This is a genomic window from Tetragenococcus koreensis (assembly GCF_003795145.1).
Lineage (GTDB): Bacteria > Bacillota > Bacilli > Lactobacillales > Enterococcaceae > Tetragenococcus > Tetragenococcus koreensis.
This window is the reverse complement of the sequence record NZ_CP027786.1, coordinates 840,374-864,745: the sequence shown is the minus strand read 5'-3', so window position 1 is coordinate 864,745 and position 24,372 is coordinate 840,374. Positions and strand designations below refer to the sequence as shown.

Below are 24,372 nucleotides of genomic sequence, written 5' to 3'. Positions count from 1 at the left end.
TTTTAGTTATTTTTCCCAAGGAGGGTTGTTATGATTGATACCAGCAAAGAGACTTTAGAAGCTGAACAACGATTTTTAACAGGAGAAAATTTTTACGTTCAGCATTTTTTAGGAGTACGAAAAATTGAAAGCGGATACGTTTTCCGTGTATGGGCGCCACATGCACGCCAGGTATATTTAGTCGGAGATTTTAATAATTGGGATGAATCCCTACCAATGGAGAAACGAGAAGAATCCGGCGTATGGGAGCTTTCAAGCTCTTTACCAGTAGAAGGACAATTATATAAATTTTTGGTTGAGCAAGCAAATGGGCGTAAAATCATGAAAATTGATCCTTTTGCGATTCGTTTTGAAAAAAGACCAGGAACGGCCGCAGAGATCTATACGATTGCGGATAAAAAATGGCAGGATAATTTATGGAGAGGACGTCAGAAAAAAACACGATCATTGAGGCGACCTTTGAATATTTATGAAGTTCATGCTAGTTCTTGGCAGCACCATGAAGATGGGCAACCCTACACATTTAAAGAATTAAAAGAAGCACTCATTCCCTATGTAAAAGAAATGAATTATACACATATTGAGTTCCTTCCGCTGATGGAACATCCACTGGGTGCTTCCTGGGGATACCAATTAACTGGCTTTTTTGCTTTATCTTCCTATTATGGCACCCCTGAAGAGTTTCGTGATTTTGTAGATTCTTGTCATGAAAATAATATTGGCGTATTTGTTGATTGGGTACCAGGTCATTTTTGCGTCAATGAAGATACCTTACCTTATTATGATGGCACACCGACTTTTGAATATGAAGATCCCAATCGTGCCCGCAATAATCGCTGGGGAACAATATGTTTTGATCTGGGTAAGCCGCAAGTACAAAGTTTTTTGATTTCAAGTGCATTATTTTGGCTTGAAGTGTACCATCTTGATGGTATGCGCGTGGATGCAGTTTCTAGCATGCTCTATTTAGATTATGATGAAGGACCTTGGGAACCCAACCATGAAGGCGGAAATCGTAATTTTGAAGGATTCTATTTTCTACAAAAGCTTAATGCAGTCATCAAACTTGCTTTTCCTCAAACGATTATGATGGCAGAAGAAAGCAGCTCTGAAACTCAGATTACGGGTATGATTGAGAGCGGAGCATTAGGTTTTGATTATAAATGGAATATGGGGTGGATGAATGACGTGTTGCGTTTTTATGAAATGGACCCCGTCTTTCGCAAAGAAAACTTTCACTTATTGACTTTTTCTTTCATGTATATGATGGATGAACATTATATACTCCCATTTTCTCATGATGAAGTTGTCCATGGGAAAAAAAGCTTAATGCACAAAATGTGGGGAGATCGTTACAAGCAATTTGCTCATTTACGAAACATGTATACTTTTATGATCGCTCATCCTGGTAAAAAATTACTTTTTATGGGCAGTGAATGGGGCCAATTTCTGGAATGGAGATACAATGAAGGGCTAGTATGGTCCAATCTAGAAGATGAGATGAATGCTAAAATGCAGCATTTTACAGCAATGCTAAACGCTTTATATAAGGAAGAACGTAGTTTATGGGAACTAGAGGATACAGCTGAAACGATTGAGTTAATCGATGCAGATAATACGGATGAGAGTGTATTGACGTTTATCCGTAAGTCGAAAACCAAAAAAGATTTTCTAATTGTGGCTTTGAATTTATCCCCAGTAGAACGGCAAGACTTTTCGATTGGTGTACCATACCCAGGTAGTTATAGAGAAGTCTTAAATACAGAAAGGGTTGAGTTTGGCGGTACATGGACGAAAAACAATCCGACTTGTGAAAGCATTGAACAACCGTTTAAACACTTTAATCAGCAAATTCAAACGATTTTACCTTCATTAGGCGCCTTAATTATTAAACCAGAAGATATCCAAATGAAATAGTCAAAGAAAAATAGGAACAATTGAGAGGGGGAAAGGTGTTTTCACCGTAATAATGAAAACAGAAATGGTAGCTATGATTTTAGCAGGTGGACAAGGAACACGCCTGGGCAAGCTAACAAAAAATATGGCTAAGCCCGCCGTTCCTTTTGGTGGCAGATATCGGATTATCGATTTTACATTAAGTAATTGTGCGAACGCAGGAATTAAAAACGTAGGTGTAGTCACACAGTATCAACCTTTAGAATTAAATGCTCATATTGGAAATGGCGCTAGTTGGGGCCTAGATGGAATTGATTCAGGTGCAACGATTTTACAACCTTATTCAAGTTCAGAAGGTAGTAAATGGTTTGAGGGGACAGCACACGCAATCTATCAAAACATGGATTATATCGATCAGTTAGATCCACAATATGTTCTAATTCTATCTGGAGACCATATTTATAAAATGGACTATGAAGCAATGCTTGAAAATCATAAACAAAATCACGCGTCACTCTCGGTAGCAGTGATTGAAGTTCCTTTTAAAGATGCTTCGAGATTTGGGATTATGAACACCGACGAAAATGATCGAATTATTGAATTTGATGAAAAGCCGGAAAATCCTAAAAGTAATTTGGCTTCAATGGGAATTTATATTTTCAATTGGGGTCGCTTACGTAGCGTTTTACGCACAGGTTACGCCAAAGACAGTACGATGAGTGATTTTGGTAAACATGTTATTCCTGCTTATCTTGATAGTGGCGAAAATGTGATTGCTTATCGGTTTAAAGGCTATTGGAAAGATGTAGGAACGATTGATTCTCTTTGGGAATCCAATATGGAATTTTTGAATCCAGAGATGGACTTGGATATTCGTGATAAAGGATGGCGGATTTATTCTAAGAATCACATTTCGCCCCCGCATTTTATCACTGAAATGGGTTCAGCCAAAGACTCTTTGATCGCAGATGGCTGCTATATTGCAGGAGATGTAAAGCACAGTGTTTTATCTGATGATGTACAAGTAAAAGATGGTGCTGCTGTATCAGATAGTGTAGTGATGTCAGGTGCTACAATTGGTAAAAATGTTGTAGTGAAACGAGCGATTATTGGAGAAAACGCCATTATTGGCGATAATGCTGAAATTGATGGCACAGATGAAATAGAAGTTGTGGGTTATAATGAAGTGATTGGGGTGACATTGGATGAAGACTAATAAAATGTGCGCCTTGATTGGAAATTTACACCGCTATAATGGGCTAATGCCGTTAATTAAAAATCGCCCGTTAGCTACTTTGCCTTTTGATAGTAAATATCGTTTGATTGATTTTAATCTTTCGAATATTGCCAACGCTAATATTAAATCCCTGTTTATGGTGTTCAATGAAGGTGAAACAAGTTCGGTTTTTGATCACATAGGTGGCGGTAAAGAGTGGAACTTAGATGGCATTCAAAATCGCTTTTTTGTTCATACTTACCAAGACTTTATTCGTAAAGATGATAATAATAGTAGTTATTATGAAGTGGTAATTGATTATCTACGCAAATCAAAATCAGAATATGCGGTTTATATGGGAAGTAAGATTTTGTGTAATATTGATTTAAAAACGTTACTTCATATTCATCGAACGCGAAATTGTGACATGACTGTAGTTTATAAAAAAATTGCAAAGCAGCAAACAAGTGAAGAAGATATTTTATTCACTTTAGATAATGAACATACGATTAGAGAGAAAACTTTTGCCAAAGATGTCACAGATCAAGATGAGGTCAATTTATGTGCAGATATTTTTATCATTAAAACAGACCTGTTGATTGAAATCTTGCAGCAAAAACAAGCAGCCGGCATCTTAGGAAATGTCGAAAGCTTCTTACGTGAACGAATTAGTTCAACGACCAATGCTTATGAATACACAGGTTATTTGAATAACATTTTTGATATTCGTTCTTACTACCGTGCAAACATGGATATGCTGGATACAAACAAATTTAATTCTCTTTTATATTCAAGCCAAAAAGTTTATACAAAAATGAAAAACGAAGTGCCCACTTATTATACAGAAACCTCGATTGTAAACAGCAGTCAATTTGCAACCGGCTGTATGATTAAAGGGCGGGTTGAACGCTCTCTTATTGGACGTGGGGTCACGATCGATGAAGGAGCTGAAGTATTTGATTCGCTTGTTTTTGCTGGCAACGTAGTGAAACCAAGTACTACGGTACGTTGTGCCATTTTGGATAAAAATGTAGAGGTAGACGAAGGAATTCGTATTGAAGGAACGCCTGAAAAACCAGTAGTGGTTGAAAAGGGAATGCATGTTACACAGGATATTATTGGAGGTTAAAAGATGAAGCTTCTTTTTGCTGCGGCAGAATGTGCACCGTTTTTTAAAACAGGGGGACTAGGTGATGTTGCTGGAACATTGCCTAAGGTACTCGCTAAAGAAGGCACAGAAACGGTAGTGGTTTTACCTTATTTTACTAAAATGCCGGACAAATATAAAAACCAGCTAAAAGATGTATTTAATTTTGAAGTTAACGTTGGCTGGCGGAAACAATATTGTGGCGTTAAACGATTAGATATGGATAAGGTAACTTATTATTTTATAGATAGCCTTTACTATTTCGATCGAGAAGCTTTATATGGGTATTATGATGATGGCGAACGTTTTGCTTTTTTTCAAATGGCTGTTATCGAATTAATGGAAAAAATTGCGTTTATCCCTGATATTCTACAGGTAAATGACTATCATACCGCAATGATTCCCTTTTTATTAAAAGAAAAATATCATTGGATTGAGGCATACCGTAATATTCGTACAGTGTTAACGATTCACAATATTCAGTTTCAAGGCCAATACGGTAGTGAGATTTTACCAGATTTATTTGGAATGGGTACAGAGCGCTATAACGATGGTACATTGCGTTTAGGTGATGCAGTGAATTTTATGAAAGCTGGCATTTTGTATGCAGATCGAATAACGACTGTTAGCCCTTCTTACGCTCAAGAAATTCAGACACCTGAATTTGGTTGTGGTTTAGAAGTTATCTTGCGGATGGAAGCTGGAAAACTGAGTGGCATTTTAAATGGCATCGATTATGAAGCAAACGATCCGGAAACAGATCCAGTTTTGAATGAACATTATTCTGTTAAGGACCTAAGTGGAAAATACCAAAATAAGGCTGATTTACAAAGGTTGATGGGCTTAAATGAGGATCCAGAAGTTCCATTGCTTGCGGTAGTCAGTCGTTTGACCTATCAAAAAGGGTTTCACCTCTTATTAGATGAGTTTGAAAATTTACTACAAATAGATATTCAGTTTGTCTTATTAGGGACGGGCGATCCGGATTTTGAACGAGGCTTTGCAGAAATTGCGCAAAGGTATCCGGGAAAAAGTTCGGTAGCGATTGATTTTGATGTCGAGCTAGCGCAAAAAATATATGCCAGCTCAGATCTTTTCCTAATGCCTTCAGCCTTTGAACCATGTGGCTTATCGCAGATGATTGCTATGCGTTATGGTACTTTGCCGGTAGTGCATGAAGTAGGCGGACTAAAAGATACGGTAGTTCCTTATAACCCGGTTGAAGGAACAGGAACCGGATTTGGATTTCAAGATTTTTCTTCTTTCCAACTTATGGAATGTATAAAAAAAGCAATAGAATTGTACCATTTTTCACCTGAAACTTGGCAAAAGATGGTTCAAGCAGCGATGATCCAAGATTTCAGTTGGACAACTAGCTGTCGCCAGTATCTTGACTTGTATCAGCAATTGGCTACAGTAGAGTAAACTGTTATAAAGCAAGCTGAAATAGGGTAATACCGATTTTTCAGCTTGCTTTTCAACTTAAAGACGCTAAGCAAACCCAGGAACAGGAGGCAAGATATTTTTGACAAAAGAAGAGATTAAAAAGGAACTACGCCAGCGTTTGAGAGACACTTACGCATTGGAATTAGAAGATGCAGGTCCTGTCGAGTTATTTTATAGCTTAGGCGGGCTAGTTAAAGCTGTTTCTAACGAAAAATGGCAAAAAACATGGAAAAATTATCTAACAGAAGGACAAAAACAAGTTTATTATTTTTCGATTGAATTTTTACCGGGAAAATTACTAAAAAGCAACTTATTAAATTTAGGAATTTTAGATGAAGTAAGAACTACTCTGGCAGATATTAATGTTGATCTTGAAGAACTGGCTAATGTTGAAAAAGATATGGCCTTAGGCAATGGCGGATTAGGACGGTTAGCTTCTTGCTTTATGGATTCGATTGCTTCTTGCGGTTTGCCAGGCAATGGGAATGGAATCCGCTATGACTACGGGTTATTCAAACAACAATTTATGGATGGCTACCAAGTAGAACTTCCCGATGAATGGTTAAAAAGAGGGAATGTCTGGGAAATCCGTCGTGAAAGTAAAGCTTGCGATGTGCATTTATTCGGTAATGTTTATATGAAACGTCTGGCTAACGGGAAGTTAGAACCAGTCGAAGAAAACCAGACCACTGTGCGCGCTGTACCTTACGATACAGGGATGATTGGTTACCAAAATGGCATTGTCAACACTATGCGTTTATGGAGCGTAGAGATCCCTGTTTCAGAAGAAGCAAAATACCATAATCTTGGTGAAAGACGAACTATTGAAGACTTAACTGCTGTGCTTTATCCTGATGATTCGCAAGAAAGCGGTCGTTTGGTTCGATTGGCTCAAGAATACTTTTTTGTATCGGCTGGTATTCAAAGTATTATTCGCTACTACAAGAAGCTCAATCTACCATGGCATTCGTTAAGTGAAAAAATTGCTATTCATATTAATGATACGCATCCTGCGATGTGTGTACCAGAATTAATGCGCGTTTTGATGGATGAAAATGGTCTCAATTGGGAATTTGCCTGGGACATAACTGTCAAAGTGTTGAGTTATACAAACCATACCATAATGGCTGAAGCTTTAGAAAAATGGCCAGTTTATCTGATGAAACGTGTGGTTCCTCGAATTTATCAGATCATTGAAGAAATTGATCGACGCTATGTGATGTCTATGCAAGGTATTCATCCGCAAGATTTGATTCAAAGGACACGTTTGCTGCAAAATGATCAAATTTACATGGCGCATTTAGCCATCATCGGTAGTCATAGCACAAACGGTGTAGCTAAAATCCATTCTGATTTATTGAAGACGATTGTTCTACACGATTTTTATGTGGTTTATCCAGAACGGTTTAATAATAAAACGAATGGGATTGCAGAACGTCGCTGGATGCAGTTGGCCAATGAACCTTTGTCAGACGTTATGGATGAATTGATTACTGATTCTTGGCGGAAAGCACCACAAAACTTGAAATTGTTAATGAACTATCAAAATGATGAAGTTGCTTTAAAAAAATTACGTGAAGCAAAATTAGTGAAAAAAGAAGAATTAGCTTCTTATATCTTGGAAACAACTGGGATTCAGGTATCTCCCAATGCTATTTTCGATGTGCAAATTAAACGGCTCCATGCTTATAAACGTCAGCTAATGAACTTACTGCATATTTTGAAATTGTACTTTGATATTAAAGATAATCCGGAAATAGATCTGACACCACGTGTGTTCATTTTTGGTGCGAAAGCCGCGCCTAGTTATAGTTATGCTAAATCGATTATCAAAGTGATCAACGAAGCCGCTGATATGATTAATAATGATGCATCATTGCAAGACAAAATCAAAGTGGTATTTTTGCCAAATTATAATGTTTCCTTGGCTGAAAAAATCATCCCAGCAGCAGATGTTAGCGAACAGATTTCATTGGCATCTAAAGAAGCATCAGGGACCAGCAATATGAAATTGATGCTAAACGGGGCTGTGACCATTGCGACATTGGATGGCGCAAACATCGAAATTAAGGATGCTGTTGGTGATGATAACATTTATATTTTTGGTCTAACTGAAAAAGAGGTTTATAACTATTACGAAAACCAAGACTATTCCTCTCAAAAAATTTACGATGAAGATGAAGAATTACAACGTATTCTAGATGCATTTATTGATGGAACAATTCCTAATATTGAATTTGAAGGTCAAGAAATTTATGATTCTCTATTGAAATTTAATGACGAATATTTCTTATTACGAGACTTCCACGATTACGCGCGGGCGCAAGAACAAATTGATCATGATTATAAAGATGCAGTATTATGGCAGAAAAAAAGTCTAGCAAATATCGCTAATGCTGGTGGATTTTCGGCAGATGAGACAGTGAAAGCTTACGCAGAAGATATTTGGCAAATTGAACCGATATTTGCGCATACAGAAAAAGAGGGAACAACTAATGGCAGTCATCCGTTTTAATCCTTGGAAAAAAGTATACAAGAAACCTTTTGGCGCGGTTAAGGAAAATGAAGTTGCGATATTTATGATCGAAGTTATTGCTGAAAAAGTTGTCTCGGTTCAATTGATTATTCATAAGGACTTTCAAAAAGATAAAACAGTCAATATGTCAAAAACTGGAGAAACAGAATTTTCCTGCGAATATTTTTTTAATCATCAGGCAGGGCTATACTTCTATCACTTTGAAGTACAGACCCAAGTTGATGATGAGATTATAACTGAGTTTTATGGCCCAACCGAGCAAGGGGGAGAAGGGCAAAAATTCTCCTCCGCTGAGACTGTGTGGGATTATCAAGTGACTTGTTATAAAAGAGCTGAAAAGGCACCTGACTGGTACCGCAATGGTATTTTTTATCAAATTTTTCCTGATCGTTTTGCCAATGGTAATCCAAATCGTATTATCAATTCACCAAAAAAGAATACCTATATTTATGCCACCGAAGAAGATGAACCGCTATATGTCAAAGGGCCAGATGGCGAAATTTTGCGTTGGGACTTTTTTGGAGGCAATTTCAAAGGCATTCTCCAAAAGATTCCTTATTTAAAAGAATTAGGTGTTAACGGAATTTATTTGAATCCTATTTTTGAAGCAAGTAGTAATCATCGTTACGATACAGCTGACTATTTTTCCATTGATCCGGTGTTAGGTACACAAGAAGAATTTAAAAATTTACTTGATACCCTACACGAAAATGAGATGCATTTAATTTTAGACGGCGTTTTTAGCCATGTGGGTCAAAATAGTCGTTATTTCAATGTCAATGGTACTTATGGTGAAAATACAGGCGCCTATAATGACCGGTATAGTCCATATTATTCCTGGTTTACTTTTAATGACTATCCAGATGACTATGCTTCTTGGTGGGGGATTAAAGATTTACCCGAAGTAAATAAAGAAGACCCAGGTTTTCAAAAATTTATTTATGGCAAAGAGGATAGCGTTCTGTCTAAATGGACAAAGATGGGCGTTGATGGCTGGCGTTTAGACGTAGCTGATGAACTTCCTGATGAGTTTATCAAAGGGATTCGTGGAAACTTGGAAAACTTCTCAGAAAAAATTCTGTTAGGAGAAGTCTGGGAAGACGCTTCTAATAAGATTTCTTATAATCAAAGGCGAGAATATATTTTAGGAGACCACTTGCAAGGCGTTATGAATTATCCGCTGCGTAATAGTGTCATTGATTTGTTGAGTGAAAAGAAATCTCCCAAAATTGTCGCGATGTCATTAATGAAACTGTACGAAAACTATCCAGTTGATATCTTTTTTAATAACTTAAATAATATTGGCACTCATGATACTGAACGAATTTTATCCGAATTAGGACATCATTTGAAAAAAATGGATTTAGCTTTTGCGATGATGTTTATTTTTCCCGGAATTCCTTGTATCTATTACGGAGATGAGGCGGGTCTTACGGGTGGCAAAGACCCGGAAAACCGTAAATTTTTCCCATGGGAAACGATTAATCAAGATATTTATGATGATTGCAAAAAATGGGTTACTTTTCGTAAAAACAATCCGCTATTAAAAGATGGCGAAGTATGCTTCTTTTATGGTAAACAATTATTTGGCATTCTGCGTTACTCCGATGATGATTATGTAGCTCTTTTGATCAACCCAGGCAATTATCCAACGACAGTAAACGGAAATTTGACATTCATTAGTGATGAGACATCTATGGTTGAAGAAGTCCATCGACGTTTATCCAATCGTACTTTAAAAGAAAATAGTTATCTACTAATTACCAGTGAACAAAAACGTAAAAGTATCGAAAAATATCGCTCGATAACGAAAAAATAAGAGTTAACTATTCTCCATCATTTTATAATTGTCGAATCAAATCTTTGCATAAAAGCAAAAACGTGATTTAATATAATTATAAAATAGATTGGAGGAATAAAAGATGACAGCAAAAGTAGAATTAGGAACTTCTGGATTAAATATCAATCCAATTGGTTTTGGCGCCAATGCCATTGGGGGCCATAATTTATATCCTAACTTGGATGAAGAAGAAAATAAACAACTATTGAAATATGTCATCGATTCAGGGGTTAACTTTTTAGACACAGCTTATGTTTATGGCCTAGGTCGTTCAGAAGAATTGATCGGAGAAGTAGTAAAAGAACTAGGAAATCGTGAGCAATTAGTTATTGCCACTAAAGGTGCACAAAATGGCGATGAAATTGATAATTCTCCTGAATTTTTGAAGAAAACAGTTCGTGAATCGCTTAAAAGACTACAGACCGATTATATCGACTTATTTTATATTCATTTTCCTGATGACAATACGCCTAAAGATGAAGCTGTACAAGCTTTAAAAGAATTGAAAGAGGAAGGATTAATCCATTCAATTGGGGTTTCCAATTTCTCATTGGAACAATTAAAAGAAGCCAATAAAAACGGCGATGTTGATGTATTTGAAGGGTATTATAACTTATTACACCGTGAGTCTGAAAAAGAGCTATTCCCTTATTTACGGGAAAACCACATTTCATTTGTACCCTATTTTCCATTTCAATCTGGCCTTTTAACTGGTAAATATAAGGGGAATGAAACATTTCCTGAAGGAGATTTACGCGGAGGTCAAGAAGATTTCCAAGGCGATAAGTTTCAAGAAAACGTTAAAAAAGTTGATCAATTGAAAAAAATCGCAGCAGCAAAAGATACAACTGTTGCAAATATCGTATTGGCATTTTATTTACAAATTGATGTTATCGATGCTATTATTCCAGGCGCTAAACGGAAAGAGCAAGTCGACAGCAATTTGAAAACTCTTGATGTCTCCCTAACAAAGGATGAAGCACAGCTCATTGACCGAATTTTTTCTTAATTGAAAGTTGTCTTACAAAGTTATTTTTTTACTTTGTAAGACTTTTTTACGAATAAGGGCAAAATTTATAATTAACCTCGTTAGTTTGCCATTCTTACGGGCTTATTTTCTTTTTAGCGCATCGTTTTTAATTTTCTATTGTGCTTAAAAACAGTGGAAGCGTGAAAATTGTTCTTCACTGATATTTATATTAAACAAGGAGACTAGCATTCTGTTATGCGAACTTTTTTTGTGGTATGATTAAGAAAATATGAATAAGGGAATGACTATCATGGAAGGTATTGACCAAATAAAAAGAAGAAACGTTCGTTTCCCTGTTTTCTCTGATGAAACAGGTGTCAAATTGCAAACTGAAAAAAAGCATCCACCATATTCAAACGATGAAAATTGGATCTTAACAGAGGAAAACGATGCGCCTTTAACCAAGAGAGTATTGAAAGAAAATAAGAAAAAACGTGGTTTACGGCGTTCTAAAAAAGTTAGCCAAGAAAAAACAGGGCTAACTATCCCAGAACAGAACGAATTAAAAGAACATAGAAAGCATCTGCCAGATTATTCTACTGATCGAGATACTGGAGGGAAAAACCTTTCTTTGAGCGATACGCGTAAATATACAGCGGCTAAAGTAAAACGTCCTGCAGAACCATTAAAAGGGGATAAAGCCAGACGCTCTTATTTCGCGCCTAAATATGTGCCAGCATCTATGAACGCTGATGAAAAAGAAAAGAAAAATTCAGAAAGAGAACTTTTGCGTTCCTTAAAAAAACCTTCTGATGATTACCTGATGTTCGATACAGATTTCGCTTCATCACAAGAAGAAAAAGATAATGGATTGCGCATACATAAGTTTGATCGAGAAGATTTATCTGAAGGCAATCAAGAAAGAACAAAAAAAAGAAAACAAGGAATACTAAATCGTTCACTTAAAGGAATGATTGAAGAAGATACTAATGATTTAGAGGAAAATGGATATTTTCGGGAAGAGGATTAATTTATAAAGTATGTTTCCCAATTCTTATTGACAAAGCTACAAACATTGATATAATAGTCTTTGTCAGTTTGCGGATGTGTTGGAATTGGTAGACAAGCAAGATTAAGGATCTTGTGAGCACATTGCTCGTGTGGGTTCGACTCCCACCATCCGCATAAAGATTAGATAGAGCAGGCGAGGAAAATTTTTCCTACCTGCTTTTTTACAATTAAAAAATAGTAGTAAAATCTGAGCAGTGAAAAACTCAAGAGATTTAAAAGTTGAGGAATACTGGGCGAACTCAAACTTCGATTTTTTAAAGTTTTTCACTCTAATTCAACGCTTAAAAGATACAAATCATTTAAAATTAAGTTATCATACTACGTTTTTAAAAAAAATTTTGCTATAATAAAAACTTGAAGTCTTATTCTATCTTTTGTTATCAACGAAAGATTTTCGGAAAGAGGAAAGCTTATGAGAGATTTTGAAAAATCCGGCAAACTTGAAGGGGTCAGTTATGATGTTCGCGGCCCAGTCGTAGCAGAAGCAGATCGCATGCAAGAAGAAGGAGTCAGTATTTTAAAATTGAATACTGGTAATCCTGCAACATTTGGGTTTGAAGCCCCAAATGAAGTGGTTCGTGATTTAATTATGAACGTGCGGGAATCAGAAGGCTATTCTGATTCAAAGGGGGTCTTTTCAGCTAGGAAAGCAATTGAACAGTATTGTCAATTGCGTGATTTTCCTGAGGTTTCAATTAACGATATTTATACTGGAAATGGCGTCAGTGAATTGATTACGATGTCGATGCAAGGTCTTTGTAATAATGGGGATGAAGTACTTATTCCTATGCCAGACTATCCGTTATGGACGGCCTCTGTGTCATTAGCAGGAGGCAAGCCAGTTCATTATATTTGTGATGAAGCCAGTGAATGGAATCCTGATTTGGACGATATTCGTTCTAAGATAACTAGCAAAACGAAAGCAATTGTTTTGATTAACCCTAATAATCCAACTGGAGCAGTTTATCCTAAAGAAATTTTGGAAGGCGTCGTTAAGATTGCCAGAGAATTTGACTTGATTATCTTTTCTGATGAAATTTATGATCGCTTGATAATGGATGAATATACTCATATTCCGATTGCGACATTAGCGCCGGATCGTCCAGTAGTGACGTTCAGTGGATTGTCTAAATCACATCGTATAGCTGGTTTTCGTGTGGGCTGGATGGTGATAAGCGGAGATAAATCTCATATTAAAGACTATATTGAAGGTTTGAATATGCTTTCATCTATGCGTTTATGTTCCAATGTCTTGTCACAGCAAGTTATTCAAACAGTACTGGGTGGTTATCAAAGTGTTGATGAATTATTGTTACCAGGTGGACGTATCTATGAACAACGTGAGTATATTTACAACGCTATCAATAATATTGAAGGACTCTCAGCAGTTAAACCTAAAGCGGCTTTTTATATTTTTCCAAAAATTGATACGAAGCGTTTCAATATTGTCAATGATGAACAATTTGTCTTGGACTTTCTACATGAATACCACGTTTTATTAGTCCATGGCGGTGGTTTTAATTGGCAACAACCAGATCATTTTCGGATTGTTTATTTACCAAATCTAGATGATTTAAAATTAACGATGGATAAAATGAGCGGATTTTTAGCAAATTATAGACAAAAATAAATAAAACACTGTGCCTTTACATATCTTGAAATATGTAAAGGCACAGTGTTTTAAAATTTAATTTTTTTCTTCTACTTTACAATCTTTTTTACTAACAACCATTCGACCGTTATAACTGTCTGCGATCTCTTTAGTTGGATTATCAATTTCGACCAAAAATGAATTTTCATATTCCTTTTCGATGCGACCAGATAGCGTGGTATTTTCCCACTTAAATGTTACCGTAGTGTTTTCTTCCATGATGTCGGCTCCTATCTAATTGAGTTAAGTCAAGCAAAAATATAGCACGGATACTTTTATACTTGATTTTAAAAGGACGGGTAGGCAAATCCTTCTTAGCCCTTTTGCCTGACTATACTATTATTTTTTATGTGATGCAAGAGTTATTTTATATGTAAAAAAGCGGTGTAGACCTTTCTTGACTTTCCTATTAAATTAGAGTAGGTTAAGTGTAGAAAAAAGTAAAGACAAGGAGAGAACAAAATGCGAAAATTTGTGGCTGCAGATAAATTTTTCTTAGAGTCTCATGTTGAAAACAAAGGTTATTTAGAAATTATTGACGGGAAATTTGGTCATTATTATCAGTCCCTTCCAGATGAAGAAGTTACCGTTATTGATCAAAGTGGAAAATGGATTGCGCCGGGGTTAGTAGATACGCATATTCATGGGTTCAAAAATCATGATGTCATGGATAATGATGCGCAAGGTATCAATGAAATGTCAGAAGGGTTACTTTCTTGCGGTGTAACTTCTTTCTTACCGACAACTTTGACGTCAAGTAAAGAACATTTAAAAGATGTAGCGCAGATGTTAGGTGAAGTAAAAGATAAGGTGACAGGCGCTAAGATTCAAGGCATTTATTTTGAAGGTCCCTTCTTTACGGAAGAACATAAAGGAGCGCAAAATCCTTCTTACTTTAGTGATCCGGATATTGATACATTTCATGAGTGGCAAGAAGCTTCTGGAGGTATTATCAAAAAAATTGCATTGGCCCCAGAAAGAACAGGCGTAGAAGCGTTTGTTAAACAAGTCAGTGATGAAGGCGTTGTCGTATCTTTGGGACATAGCGATGCTACTTTCCAACAAGCTTCAGCGGCAGTCGAAGCAGGTGGTAGTGTATTCGTTCATGCTTACAACGGGATGAGTGGCTTGAATCATCGCGAACCTGGTATGGTGGGCGCTTTGTTAACATTGCATGATGTGTATGCTGAATTGATCTGTGATGGTTATCATGTTCATCCTAAAGCGGCAGATCTTGCGGTGCAAAAAGTGGGTCATGACCATGTTGCTTTAATTACGGACTGTATGATGGCAGGTGGTATGCCGGATGGTGATTATGTTTTAGGTGAATTTCCAGTGGTAGTTAAAGATGGTACGGCTAGAATGCAAGAAGGCAATTTAGCTGGAAGTATTTTACAGCTAAAAGAAGGCGTTAAAAATGTAGTTGATTGGAACATTGCTACTCCAGAGCAAGCCGTTATGATGGGCAGCTTAGTTCCAGCAGTTAGTTCTAATATTGATGATACGTGCGGAAAGATCAGAAAGGATCGTGCAGCTGATTTTATTGTTTTGAATCCAGATATGACATTAGCTGCCACGTATTTAGATGGTCAGGAAAGATACCATGCTTAGCCATTAGATAAAAAAGATGAAAAGTGAACGTTATTAATCCGTTCACTTCTCATCTTTTTTATCTTTAATTTTCTCATGAACTTTCGCTAATGTCTCTTGCAAATCCTGCTCTTTGCCTTTTAGTTCAGTTAAGTCGCTTTCGATTTCTTTTTCTTTTTCAATCTCAGGGGGTCGTAGAATAGTATTTAAAAAGATGGCAACGCCAACCCCAATAAAGGTATCGACAATTCGATCGAGGGCTACAATAACTGATTCACCTTGAGGAGTACTTAAAGTGATTAAAATAAAAGTAGCAATGCCGGTAATGATGCCGGAATTGTTGTCAATTCCGTCTAGGAAAATAATTACTAAAGCGACTAATACCGGCAACAGGATTAATTGTAAAAACAATGTTTGTGGTAAAAAATGTTGCACCAAAAGATAAATCATAGCAGCAATACTGCCCACTGTATTGCCTAAAATACGTTCTTTTCCTATGCTAACAGTTGATGTCATATCTTGACGCAAAGAAACAACAGCTGTGATTGTTGCAATCAACGGATTATCTCGACCAAGTACGTGAAAAAGCAAAACACATAACACAACGGATAAAGCCGTTTTGAATGTTCTCATTCCAAGCCTAAACCGACCGACATGCATGGTACTCCTCCTTACAGAAATATTGTACCCAATTTTGTGTATTTTTTCTAGTCTTAGGCAAATAAAAGGTTTTAAAAGGTAATAGTGAATAAAAAATGACAAAAAACGAGAAGCTCCAAGAATTTTCTTGGAGCTCGGTGTTATTAGGCATCCCAAAAACCACGCATTTCATCCAAAATTTGAATCACGTCCGTTGTTAGAGGAAGCGTCGTATTTTCGTTTCCTTCAATTGTAGCGATCATATTTTGTATTTCATAATTAAGCGCGTCTTTAGTGTCGCCAGCTTCTATTACTTGCGTTTCGCCTGTTCGATAGGTAATTTCAGCTTGATCTGCACGGGGATATTCGTTTATTGTGATATAGCCCTTTTCGTAAGCAACGATGCCTTTTTTGGGCATTTTTGCTTGGAATGAAAGGTTGACAGAAGCTAATTCATTACGGTCATTTTTCAAAATGGTAATAGACTCTTCGTCGACACCTGTTTCAAAAGGAATCATTTCGCTGAATAAAACAGTGGGCGTAGAAGTTAAGAAAAAGCGTGCAAATGAGACAGCATAGGTACCAATATCTAATAATGCGCCTCCAGCTAAGTCTGGGTTAAAGAAACGATTGGTAGGATCAGGTTCTTTATAACTACCAAAAGGCGCTTGAATCATTTTTAATTGGCCAAGTTCACCGGACTCTGCGATTTCTTTTAATTTTTGATATAATGGCATATTGAAAATGGTCATTGCTTCTTGTAAGACTAAATTATTTTCTTTAGCTAAGGCGATTTCTTCTTGTAACTCAGCACTAGTCATCGTGATTGCTTTTTCACACAAAACTAAGTGTAAAATTTATTGAGGTTATCCCTAGACGAATAAAAAAGAAACCGTTACTCTATTCATTGGGCTTACAGGCACTAATGAATAAAGGCGGTTTCTTATGGAATCTATTGTAACAGATTTAGTTGAAGTAATGAAGAAGGAAACGAATTTTTTAGCAAGGGAAAAAGCCATGATGGTCTTTTTTGCCCAACTCCTAGCGACGATAACACAACTTGCTTTTCAAATTCTCGATGAAGAAGTTTCGACCCAATGCAAGAAGGAAGGCTTTCAAGTGGATCGTAAAAGTGAACGAACGGTGACTTTTTTATTTGGCACCGTGACCTATGTTCGCCGCCGAATGAAAAATCAAGCCAATGAAATTCGTTATCCTTTGGATGAATTTCTAGGGATTCGAAAGAGCTTCCGTTATAGTTCTCTTGTGCTACGCAACGTTTCTCAATTGGGGTCCATCATGGTCTATCGTCACGTTTCCCAAGCGATTGATTGTTTGACTTCTTGGCGTATGAGCCACCAAAATGTGCAACAACTGGTGGTCAAAACCGGGGAACTGATTCAGACGCGAAGTACTCATGAAAGTCGCTACGACGGGATCATTTCTAAGAAAAAAGTGCCCTATTTATATTTAGAAGGCGACGGAGTGAAGATTGGCGGTCAGAAGAAGCAGTCGCTAGAAATCCATCGTTTTCAAGTATGTGAAGGGAGCCAGAAAGTCGGGAATCGCACGGAAATGATCGCCCCGCACTTTGTCAGTCATCTTAACCGACAACAAGCGCAAAAAGAAATAATGAACTATATTCAAGCGCATTATGATCTAACAAATACCGTTGTCGTTTCCAATAGTGATGGGGGTTCAGGCTATGAAAAAGCCGTGTTTGATGAACTTTCCTTAGGCTGTTTACGTCATGAACACTTTCGTGATCGGTATCATGTCCATCGGAAAATCAAAGAACGCCTGTCTTTTGTCCCACAACTTCAAAATCGGATGATCCAGGCGATTCAACATTATCATTGGCCAGAGGTCCAGCTTGTCTTAGATACCTCGGAAAGTTTGATCGAAGAAAAGGAAGCTGAAACCTTGGAACAATTACGCTTACTCCATCATTATCTTCAAAGAAATTGGCCGTATTTAAAACCTCGGAAAGCCCGAGGGATCATGGATTCCAAAGCTTGTATTGGCACAATCGAAAGCACCCATCGGAAGATGACCTACCGGATGAAGCGCCAAGGACGGTTGTGGACAAAAACGGGCGCGCAGGCCATGATTCGTGTCATTGATAGTTTAAGAAACCAAGAATTTGATGGTTGGTTGAACCAATATGAAGCTCTTCCTAACGACGTGGTCGCCCAGGAAAAGCGTTGGAAAGCCATGAAACGTTGGGTACAGAAAAAGCCTAACTTTCAAACGCATGAAGGGGCCTTGAAGGGGCAAATCGGCGAAGGAAAAGCCAAAAGTGCGCCCTTAGGCCAATTCGCCAAAGGGTTGGAGCAATTAATAACGACACCGAATTATATCTAATAAAAACTTGTTTTTGTTAGATATCATGAGGTCTAACCGAACGAACGTGAGGTAAAAAAATACAAAAGTGTCTGTCCCAAAGGTCATTTTTTATTCGACCTCAAAAAATTTGACACATACCACACAAAACGTGCTTTCCTTTTTGTAAGGATTTTGTGATATAGTAATGATGAATATTATTAGGAACTGCAACGTAAACCATGTCGATTTCCGGGTTGTCTAGCAACTCTTCAACGGTTTCATAAGCAGACGGGATGGAGTACTCTTGTGCGAAGGCTTTTGTTTTTTCAAAATTTCTGGCAGCAACGCCTGAAATGCTGCTTTGGTTATTTTTGAATTGGCTGACAAATTGGTGGGCGATGTCACCGGTTCCTATGATTCCCCATTGGTAATTTCGCATGTTATCTCTCTCCTTAATTAGCAATGATTTTTTATCTCTATCTAGTATAACAGATAGAACATAAAAATGACTAAAGGTTGGTACCAAAAGTTTTTATTTATGCAATGTTTTCAGTAAAATAGGAATTGGAGGAATGCACAATGAATGATGTATATATTGATTTAATTATTAGTACAATTATTGAAAACTTTGGTTCTGAAGCGGCGTTTTATCGAGATCGTTTAGGGGTTTCGCCTCAAAGCTGGGAAAACTGGAAGAAGGGCTTTAGTAACTTATCGCCAGAAGAAATGCAAAAGATAAAAAATCTTTTTAGCGATTATGAATGGACGTTGTTGCAAAAGGTGTTGCGTCAAACGATTATATATCCAGAAAAACGAACAATTGCGGTAGCTGAGTTTCGACGCATGAAGACTAAAATTGCTAGACAGTGGTTAAATATCGGTCTTGCGACGGTAGAAATTCTCGATAAAAAAGAGGAAAATGATGCAGGCCAATACTTAGATATGCGAGTTTCTATTGATTATGGAGAGTGGGGCTTTGATGATATTTTGAATTTCCGTTTGCCTGCTTATATTCAACAACAAATTGATAATGAACAAGTTGCTTTGTTAGACTGGGTCAATGATAAATTGGAAGAAACGTATAATTCATGACAAGGAGGTGACTGATTCTTTTGAAGCGCCATTTAAAAATTATTTTGTTAGGTATTGTTGGAATCGGCTTGATTGTTAGTATTAATCGATTTGTAACCAAAAAAGTGGAAGACCCCGATAAGCAAGAAGTGGTTGCTGAAAAAACAGCAACAGATTCTGAAGAAAAACCAAAAGCACAGGACGAGCTACCCGATGTCTCATCTAAGGATTGGTCGCTGGTTCTGGTTGGCCCGGATAATCCTTTGGAAAAAGAGATCTCTAGTGAACAACTTTCATATATCCCAAATACAAATATGCAATTAGATAAGCGCGTGGTAGAACCTTATGAACAGCTCAGTGAAGCCGCTCAAAAAGCTGGGTATCCTTTAGTAATCATTTCTGCCTACCGTTCGGTAAATTACCAAGAGCAAGTTTTTGACGGACGCGTTGCCCAATATGAAAACCAAGGAATGGATGAAAAACAAGCAAAGAAGAAAACAAAAGAAACATCGACTGAACCAGGGCATAGCGAACACCACACAGGTTTAGCTTTGGATATTGTAGATGAGAATTGGCAACAATCTAACCCACAAAATATTTTAGAAGCAGATTTTGGTAAGGAAGATAGCGCAAAATGGTTAGCTGAACACGCAAGTGATTATGGTTTTATTCTACGCTATCCAAAAGGTAAAGAAGAAAATACTAAGATTAATTATGAACCTTGGCATTTTCGCTATGTTGGAAAAGAAAATGCCAAATATATGGAAAAACACGAGTTAACGTTGGAAGAATTCCTCGATCAATTAAATGAAAAGTAGGATGTATATGGCAAGAAAAAAGAAAAAACAACTGAAGATGCCCGCAATCATTGTCGGCTTTCTCTTGATTTTAGTAGGATTTGTCTTTTCTTTGATGAGTTTAACTGATCCTGTAGGCAACAATAGCCCGCTTGCACGCCAGGAAGATGAAAATATGACTAAACAAGAATTTATTGACCGCCTACTTCCGCATGCGGAAGAATTACAAGAAGGTTATGGAATACTTCCTAGTGTGATTATTGGTCAAGCCATCCTTGAATCCAATTGGGGGACTAGCCAATTAGCGCATGAATACAATAACTTGTTTGGTATCAAGGCTTATGGTGATCAAGATAAAGTAAACCTTGAAACCAAAGAATACGTAAACGAACAGTGGATAACAATTAAAGGTGATTTCCGTGTCTATAACTCTTGGGAAGAATCTATGGATGACCATACGATGCTATTTGTAAATGGCGTTGATTGGAATCCGCAAAAATATGAAGAGGTGTTAACCGCACAAAATTATGAACAAGCTGCAGAAGCATTACAAGAAGCAGGTTATGCAACTGACCCTGGCTATGCAGATAAAGTAAAAGAGGTTATTGAAAATTATCAGTTAGATCAATATGATTAGAGGAGCTGATTTAAAATGAGTGATCAATTTATACCAAATATCACTACCGAATTAAGAAAAGATATCGTCAAAGTACCTGAAGCGATCCAAGAAGCAAGTGGTATTATCATTTTCGGTAAAAAAATCCGCTCAATCATTTATACTACAGATATTGCGATCATTCGCAATACCAACGCTAATGCCGTTATTGCGGTTTATCCATTTACACCGCATCCGGCGATTACCAAAAGCATTATTGAAGCAGCTGATATCCCAGTTTTTTCCGGGGTAGGTGGGGGCTTGACGCAAGGTTCTAGAGCGATTTATATGAGCCTTTTTGCTGAGGCACAAGGTTCAATTGGCGTAGTTTTAAATGGACCAACACCTGTTGAGACAGTCCGGGAAGTAGGTAAAGTAGTTGATATTCCAGTTATTAGCACGGTCACAAGTGCCTATTCGTTAATTGAAGAAAAATTGGAGTACGGTGTGAAAATCATCAATATTAGCGCAGGTGAAGAAACACCTGAAGTTGTGGCTTATTTTCGTAAAATGTACCCAGAACTACCTATTATTGCTACTGGCGGTCCCACTGATAAGAGTATTCGTGCAACAATACAAGCTGGTGCCAATGCGATTACTTATACGCCGCCTTCTAATGGCGAGCTGTTTAGTAAAAAAATGGACCTTTATCGGCAACAAGAGCTTGATAAATATAAAGAGTTGCATTGATATTGTAGTTAATAAACAGTTGATAAACACTTTTTTGTTTTATACAAAAAGGTGTTTTTTAGTATTTTAGAGGTTGGCGAGCTATTTTTATTAGGCGAAAAAGTCTGCTAGAAATTATTTTTTGACAAATGTTATAAATAAAAAATAGATTGTTTACAAGTTTGTAGTGAAACATTTGCTCGGTTTTCAATTTTAATCAATAAATTAGGCTAAAAGCCTAAACTAACATGGACGTGACTATCCTGAAGCACTATAATTAAAGATAGTTGAAAGAGTAAAAAGGAGAGAAAAATGGTTTCATTATTTATTTTATTGCTCGAACGTGTAGGGCTCATTATTTTAATTGCTTATTTGCTGTTGAACATCTCAGTCTTTAAACAAAGATTGGCTTATCGTAGAAAGTGGTCAACACAAGGGCTATTGGTTCTGATTTTCGCTTTGTTTGCGACCATTTCCAATTTTAACGGTGTTGAAATTTTACCAGGGCAGATTATTTCAAACGCTTCATTAACAGCGCTTTCTGATGAGGCTTCGCTGGCAAATACTCGTACGCTGACTATTGGAATATCTGGATTAGTTGGTGGACCTATTGTCGGCATTTCGGTTGGCGTAATTTCAGGGATTATTCGTTTCAGCCAAGGAGGTATTGATCCGCAGGTCTATGTATTTTCTTCTTTATTGATTGGACTCGTTGCCGGGTTATACGGACAAAAGTTTATAAAAAAAGAAAGTTTTCCTTCACCGATCCAAGGCGGCATAATGGGAGCTGTAGTGGAAATGATTCAGATGGCTTGTATTCTTTTGTTTAGCAGTTCATTGCCAGAGGCTTGGCAGTTAGTTCAATTTATTATTCTACCTATGACACTAATTAATAGCTTGGGTGTAGCAGTTTTTTTGTCCATTATTCATGCTGCTCAAAAGCAAGAAATGCAAGCACGAGCGATACAAACACATGATGTTTTAAAGCTAGCTAATGCAACGCTTCCTTATTTCCGTGCAGGTTTAGCTGAACAATCTTGTAAGAAAGCTGCTGAAATCATTAAGAAATTTATGAAAGTTTCTGCTGTAAGTATCACTGATAAAGAACAGATCCTCACGCATGTTGGGTCGGGAAGCGATCATCATCGACCTTCTCATGAAATAATTACGGATTTGTCACATGATGTGTTACATACCGGAGAAGTCAAAGAAGCGCACTCTCATGAAGAAATTGGTTGTGACGTGCCAGGTTGTCCACTTGAAGCGGCGATTGTGATTCCTTTAAAGACTACAAAAGGGGTCATTGGTACGTTGAAGTTGTATTTTACTAATGCTGATGAACTAACATTTGTTGAACGACAGTTAGCTGAAGGGTTGGGAAATATTTTTTCCAGTCAAATTGAACTAGGCGAAGCAGAAGTGCATGCCAGGCTCCTCCAAGATGCTGAGATCAAATCGCTGCAAGCACAAGTGAATCCGCATTTCTTTTTTAATGCGATTAATACTATCTCGGCATTGATACGTGTGGATAGTGAACAGGCGAGAAAATTATTGCTCCGCTTAAGCCAGTTCTTCCGCTCAAATCTACAGGGAGCTCGTAAAAATCTGATCTCTCTTGAAAAAGAACTTGAACAAGTAAAAGCTTATCAGCTTTTAGAACAAGCGCGATTTCCTGGGCGCTTTACCATTCATTTTTCTGTAGAAGAAAAGCTAAAAACAATCGCTGTTCCACCATTTATAGTACAAATTTTAGTTGAAAATGCTTTTAAACATGCTTTTGACACCCGACAAGAAAATAATCATGTTTGGATACGGATTGTAGAAAAAGAAAACCAAGCACTTATCCAGGTAGAAGATAATGGGGTAGGTTTGCCTGCGGATATTGCAAAACGAGTAGGGAAAGAAGTTGTCCCTTCAAATAAAGGAACAGGTTCTGCTTTAGAGAACTTAAACCGGCGGCTAGAAAGTTTGTTTGGAGAAGAAGCAATGCTTTCTTTTGACTCAACCAATGAAGGAACCTGTATATCTTGTTTCATCCCTATAAAAAAGGAGAGTGATTGAATGGATGTTTTAATAGTAGATGATGAAGCGTTAGCTCGTAATGAATTAAAATATTTGTTGAATCAATGTGAAGGAGTTTCTTTAATTATTGAAGCCAGTACTATTCAAGAAGCTTTGGAAATTCTACTTACTGAGTCCATTGACCTAGCATTTTTAGATATTCAATTGACAAATGAGTCAGGTTTAGATTTAGCAGACAAAATCGCCAAGATGCCTCATCCTCCAGAATTTGTTTTTGCCACAGCCTATGATGAATACGCGATTGAAGCTTTCGAAAAAAATGCTAGAGACTATATTCTAAAACCGTTTGAATTAGAACGAGTACAAGAAGCGGTGCGACGAGTCCAGGCTCGTTCTAATGACGATAATGCATTGCAGGAAGAAACACAGTCTTTAGTAAGAAAGAGCGTTCCCATCCAGGATCAAGATCGAATTATTATGGTAAATATGTCTGATATTTTGGCAATGGAGGTTTCAAAAGGCGAAACAAAGGTGTATACCAAGGAAAAGGTATACCATACGCAAGTGCCCTTGACTTATTGGGAACAAAAATTGGGTCAACAAGCTTTTATGCGTGTCCATCGTTCTTTCATCGTTAAAATAGATGCGATTAAAGAAATTCAACCTTGGTTTAATCATACCTACCAATTGACAATTGCAGACGGATTAAAAGTTCCAGTAAGTCGTTCTTATATAAAAAGGTTTAAAGAAAAAGTAGGCTTATGATTTAATTTTTATTTGTGTAATGAAAAACAATTAAGATGCATTTGGGAAAAACGGGCATGCATGTCA

General features: G+C 37.2%; 20 protein-coding genes, 1 tRNA gene and 1 pseudogene. 18 read left to right on the top strand and 4 right to left on the bottom strand.

Going from position 1 to position 24,372, the window contains the following annotated elements; all coding sequences use genetic code 11:
- The first annotated feature begins 30 nt into the window (after positions 1-30).
- The 10 genes from glgB (at position 31) to C7K43_RS04015 (ending at position 13,752) form a co-directional block, all read left to right on the top strand.
- Positions 31-1,917, top strand: coding sequence for a 1,4-alpha-glucan branching protein GlgB (glgB, locus tag C7K43_RS04060; RefSeq protein WP_124005689.1), 1,887 nt, complete (start codon positions 31-33; stop codon positions 1,915-1,917).
- 52 nt (positions 1,918-1,969) lie between these two features.
- Positions 1,970-3,112, top strand: a complete 1,143-nt coding sequence (locus C7K43_RS04055; RefSeq protein ID WP_124005688.1) for a glucose-1-phosphate adenylyltransferase — start codon at positions 1,970-1,972, stop codon at positions 3,110-3,112.
- A complete protein-coding gene (gene glgD, locus C7K43_RS04050; RefSeq protein ID WP_168711989.1) occupies positions 3,102-4,241 on the top strand; it encodes a glucose-1-phosphate adenylyltransferase subunit GlgD in 1,140 nt (379 codons plus the stop codon). The genes C7K43_RS04055 and glgD overlap by 11 nt, the downstream gene beginning before the upstream one ends.
- Before the next feature lie 3 nt (positions 4,242-4,244).
- Complete coding sequence (gene glgA / locus C7K43_RS04045) at positions 4,245-5,684, top strand: glycogen synthase GlgA (RefSeq protein WP_124005687.1); 1,440 nt, start codon at positions 4,245-4,247, stop codon at positions 5,682-5,684.
- A 100-nt stretch (positions 5,685-5,784) separates the two neighbouring features.
- Positions 5,785-8,220 (top strand): glycogen/starch/alpha-glucan phosphorylase, encoded by a 2,436-nt coding sequence (locus C7K43_RS04040; protein ID WP_124005686.1) that lies wholly within the window; start codon positions 5,785-5,787, stop codon positions 8,218-8,220.
- On the top strand, positions 8,201-10,060 hold the full coding sequence (locus C7K43_RS04035) for a glycoside hydrolase family 13 protein (RefSeq protein ID WP_124005685.1): 1,860 nt from the start codon (positions 8,201-8,203) through the stop codon (positions 10,058-10,060). The genes C7K43_RS04040 and C7K43_RS04035 overlap by 20 nt, the downstream gene beginning before the upstream one ends.
- 103 nt (positions 10,061-10,163) lie before the next feature.
- Positions 10,164-11,090, top strand: coding sequence for an aldo/keto reductase (locus C7K43_RS04030; protein WP_124005684.1), 927 nt, complete (start codon positions 10,164-10,166; stop codon positions 11,088-11,090).
- A 250-nt stretch (positions 11,091-11,340) separates the two neighbouring features.
- On the top strand, positions 11,341-12,081 hold the full coding sequence (locus C7K43_RS04025) for a hypothetical protein (protein WP_124005683.1): 741 nt from the start codon (positions 11,341-11,343) through the stop codon (positions 12,079-12,081).
- A gap of 70 nt (positions 12,082-12,151) precedes the next feature.
- A tRNA-Leu gene (locus C7K43_RS04020) sits at positions 12,152-12,236 on the top strand.
- A 298-nt stretch (positions 12,237-12,534) separates the two neighbouring features.
- Positions 12,535-13,752 carry a pyridoxal phosphate-dependent aminotransferase gene (locus tag C7K43_RS04015; protein WP_124005682.1) on the top strand — a complete coding sequence of 406 codons (1,218 nt, stop codon included), beginning with the start codon at positions 12,535-12,537 and terminating at the stop codon, positions 13,750-13,752.
- A 57-nt stretch (positions 13,753-13,809) separates the two neighbouring features.
- Here C7K43_RS04015 and C7K43_RS04010 read toward each other — a convergent pair whose 3' ends face one another.
- A complete protein-coding gene (locus tag C7K43_RS04010; RefSeq protein WP_124005681.1) occupies positions 13,810-13,992 on the bottom strand; it encodes a DUF2187 domain-containing protein in 183 nt (60 codons plus the stop codon).
- Positions 13,993-14,235: 243 nt separating this feature from the next.
- Here C7K43_RS04010 and nagA point away from each other — a divergent pair, with 243 nt between their 5' ends.
- The gene (nagA, locus tag C7K43_RS04005; RefSeq protein WP_124005680.1) at positions 14,236-15,384 is read left to right on the top strand and encodes an N-acetylglucosamine-6-phosphate deacetylase; all 1,149 of its coding nucleotides are present in this window, start codon (positions 14,236-14,238) and stop codon (positions 15,382-15,384) included.
- Positions 15,385-15,426: 42 nt separating this feature from the next.
- Here the strand turns inward: nagA and C7K43_RS04000 are convergent, their stop codons facing one another.
- Complete coding sequence (locus C7K43_RS04000; RefSeq protein ID WP_124005679.1) at positions 15,427-16,023, bottom strand: FUSC family protein; 597 nt, start codon at positions 16,021-16,023, stop codon at positions 15,427-15,429.
- Positions 16,024-16,166: 143 nt separating this feature from the next.
- Positions 16,167-16,847, bottom strand: a pseudogene (locus C7K43_RS03995) (Gfo/Idh/MocA family protein); the annotation flags it as partial.
- A 100-nt stretch (positions 16,848-16,947) separates the two neighbouring features.
- Here C7K43_RS03995 and C7K43_RS03990 point away from each other — a divergent pair.
- Positions 16,948-18,366: an ISLre2 family transposase gene (locus C7K43_RS03990; protein ID WP_124005678.1), complete on the top strand. Its 1,419-nt coding sequence runs from the start codon at positions 16,948-16,950 to the stop codon at positions 18,364-18,366.
- Between the two features lie 100 nt (positions 18,367-18,466).
- Here the strand turns inward: C7K43_RS03990 and C7K43_RS03985 are convergent, their stop codons facing one another.
- Positions 18,467-18,766, bottom strand: a complete 300-nt coding sequence (locus tag C7K43_RS03985; RefSeq protein ID WP_226996731.1) for a Gfo/Idh/MocA family protein — start codon at positions 18,764-18,766, stop codon at positions 18,467-18,469.
- Between the two features lie 140 nt (positions 18,767-18,906).
- Here C7K43_RS03985 and C7K43_RS03980 point away from each other — a divergent pair, with 140 nt between their 5' ends.
- From C7K43_RS03980 to C7K43_RS03955, 6 genes are all read left to right on the top strand, one after another.
- The gene (locus C7K43_RS03980) at positions 18,907-19,419 is read left to right on the top strand and encodes a hypothetical protein (protein WP_124005677.1); all 513 of its coding nucleotides are present in this window, start codon (positions 18,907-18,909) and stop codon (positions 19,417-19,419) included.
- Between the two features lie 20 nt (positions 19,420-19,439).
- Positions 19,440-20,216 (top strand): M15 family metallopeptidase, encoded by a 777-nt coding sequence (locus C7K43_RS03975; protein ID WP_124005676.1) that lies wholly within the window; start codon positions 19,440-19,442, stop codon positions 20,214-20,216.
- Positions 20,217-20,223: 7 nt separating this feature from the next.
- The gene (locus tag C7K43_RS03970) at positions 20,224-20,832 is read left to right on the top strand and encodes a glycoside hydrolase family 73 protein (protein WP_124005675.1); all 609 of its coding nucleotides are present in this window, start codon (positions 20,224-20,226) and stop codon (positions 20,830-20,832) included.
- Between the two features lie 15 nt (positions 20,833-20,847).
- Positions 20,848-21,540: a beta/alpha barrel domain-containing protein gene (locus C7K43_RS03965; RefSeq protein ID WP_124005674.1), complete on the top strand. Its 693-nt coding sequence runs from the start codon at positions 20,848-20,850 to the stop codon at positions 21,538-21,540.
- A 291-nt stretch (positions 21,541-21,831) separates the two neighbouring features.
- The gene (locus C7K43_RS03960; RefSeq protein WP_124005673.1) at positions 21,832-23,580 is read left to right on the top strand and encodes a sensor histidine kinase; all 1,749 of its coding nucleotides are present in this window, start codon (positions 21,832-21,834) and stop codon (positions 23,578-23,580) included.
- On the top strand, positions 23,581-24,306 hold the full coding sequence (locus C7K43_RS03955; RefSeq protein ID WP_124005672.1) for a LytTR family transcriptional regulator DNA-binding domain-containing protein: 726 nt from the start codon (positions 23,581-23,583) through the stop codon (positions 24,304-24,306).
- Positions 24,307-24,372: the final 66 nt, after the last annotated feature.

What these genes read in the sequence shown, in the direction of transcription:
- C7K43_RS04010 (WP_124005681.1), bottom strand. Translation starts at nt 13,992, where the DNA reads ATGGAAGAAAACACTACGGTAACATTTAAGTGGGAAAATACCACGCTA.
- C7K43_RS03985 (WP_226996731.1), bottom strand. Translation starts at nt 18,766, where the DNA reads ATGCGAAATTACCAATGGGGAATCATAGGAACCGGTGACATCGCCCAC.
- glgD (WP_168711989.1), top strand. Translation starts at nt 3,102, where the DNA reads ATGAAGACTAATAAAATGTGCGCCTTGATTGGAAATTTACACCGCTAT.
- C7K43_RS04015 (WP_124005682.1), top strand. Translation starts at nt 12,535, where the DNA reads ATGAGAGATTTTGAAAAATCCGGCAAACTTGAAGGGGTCAGTTATGAT.
- C7K43_RS03965 (WP_124005674.1), top strand. Translation starts at nt 20,848, where the DNA reads ATGAGTGATCAATTTATACCAAATATCACTACCGAATTAAGAAAAGAT.
- C7K43_RS03955 (WP_124005672.1), top strand. Translation starts at nt 23,581, where the DNA reads ATGGATGTTTTAATAGTAGATGATGAAGCGTTAGCTCGTAATGAATTA.
- C7K43_RS03980 (WP_124005677.1), top strand. Translation starts at nt 18,907, where the DNA reads ATGAATGATGTATATATTGATTTAATTATTAGTACAATTATTGAAAAC.
- C7K43_RS03970 (WP_124005675.1), top strand. Translation starts at nt 20,224, where the DNA reads ATGGCAAGAAAAAAGAAAAAACAACTGAAGATGCCCGCAATCATTGTC.
- C7K43_RS03990 (WP_124005678.1), top strand. Translation starts at nt 16,948, where the DNA reads ATGGAATCTATTGTAACAGATTTAGTTGAAGTAATGAAGAAGGAAACG.
- C7K43_RS04030 (WP_124005684.1), top strand. Translation starts at nt 10,164, where the DNA reads ATGACAGCAAAAGTAGAATTAGGAACTTCTGGATTAAATATCAATCCA.
- C7K43_RS04025 (WP_124005683.1), top strand. Translation starts at nt 11,341, where the DNA reads ATGAATAAGGGAATGACTATCATGGAAGGTATTGACCAAATAAAAAGA.
- C7K43_RS04000 (WP_124005679.1), bottom strand. Translation starts at nt 16,023, where the DNA reads ATGCATGTCGGTCGGTTTAGGCTTGGAATGAGAACATTCAAAACGGCT.
- C7K43_RS03960 (WP_124005673.1), top strand. Translation starts at nt 21,832, where the DNA reads ATGGTTTCATTATTTATTTTATTGCTCGAACGTGTAGGGCTCATTATT.
- glgB (WP_124005689.1), top strand. Translation starts at nt 31, where the DNA reads ATGATTGATACCAGCAAAGAGACTTTAGAAGCTGAACAACGATTTTTA.
- nagA (WP_124005680.1), top strand. Translation starts at nt 14,236, where the DNA reads ATGCGAAAATTTGTGGCTGCAGATAAATTTTTCTTAGAGTCTCATGTT.
- C7K43_RS04035 (WP_124005685.1), top strand. Translation starts at nt 8,201, where the DNA reads ATGGCAGTCATCCGTTTTAATCCTTGGAAAAAAGTATACAAGAAACCT.
- C7K43_RS04055 (WP_124005688.1), top strand. Translation starts at nt 1,970, where the DNA reads ATGAAAACAGAAATGGTAGCTATGATTTTAGCAGGTGGACAAGGAACA.
- glgA (WP_124005687.1), top strand. Translation starts at nt 4,245, where the DNA reads ATGAAGCTTCTTTTTGCTGCGGCAGAATGTGCACCGTTTTTTAAAACA.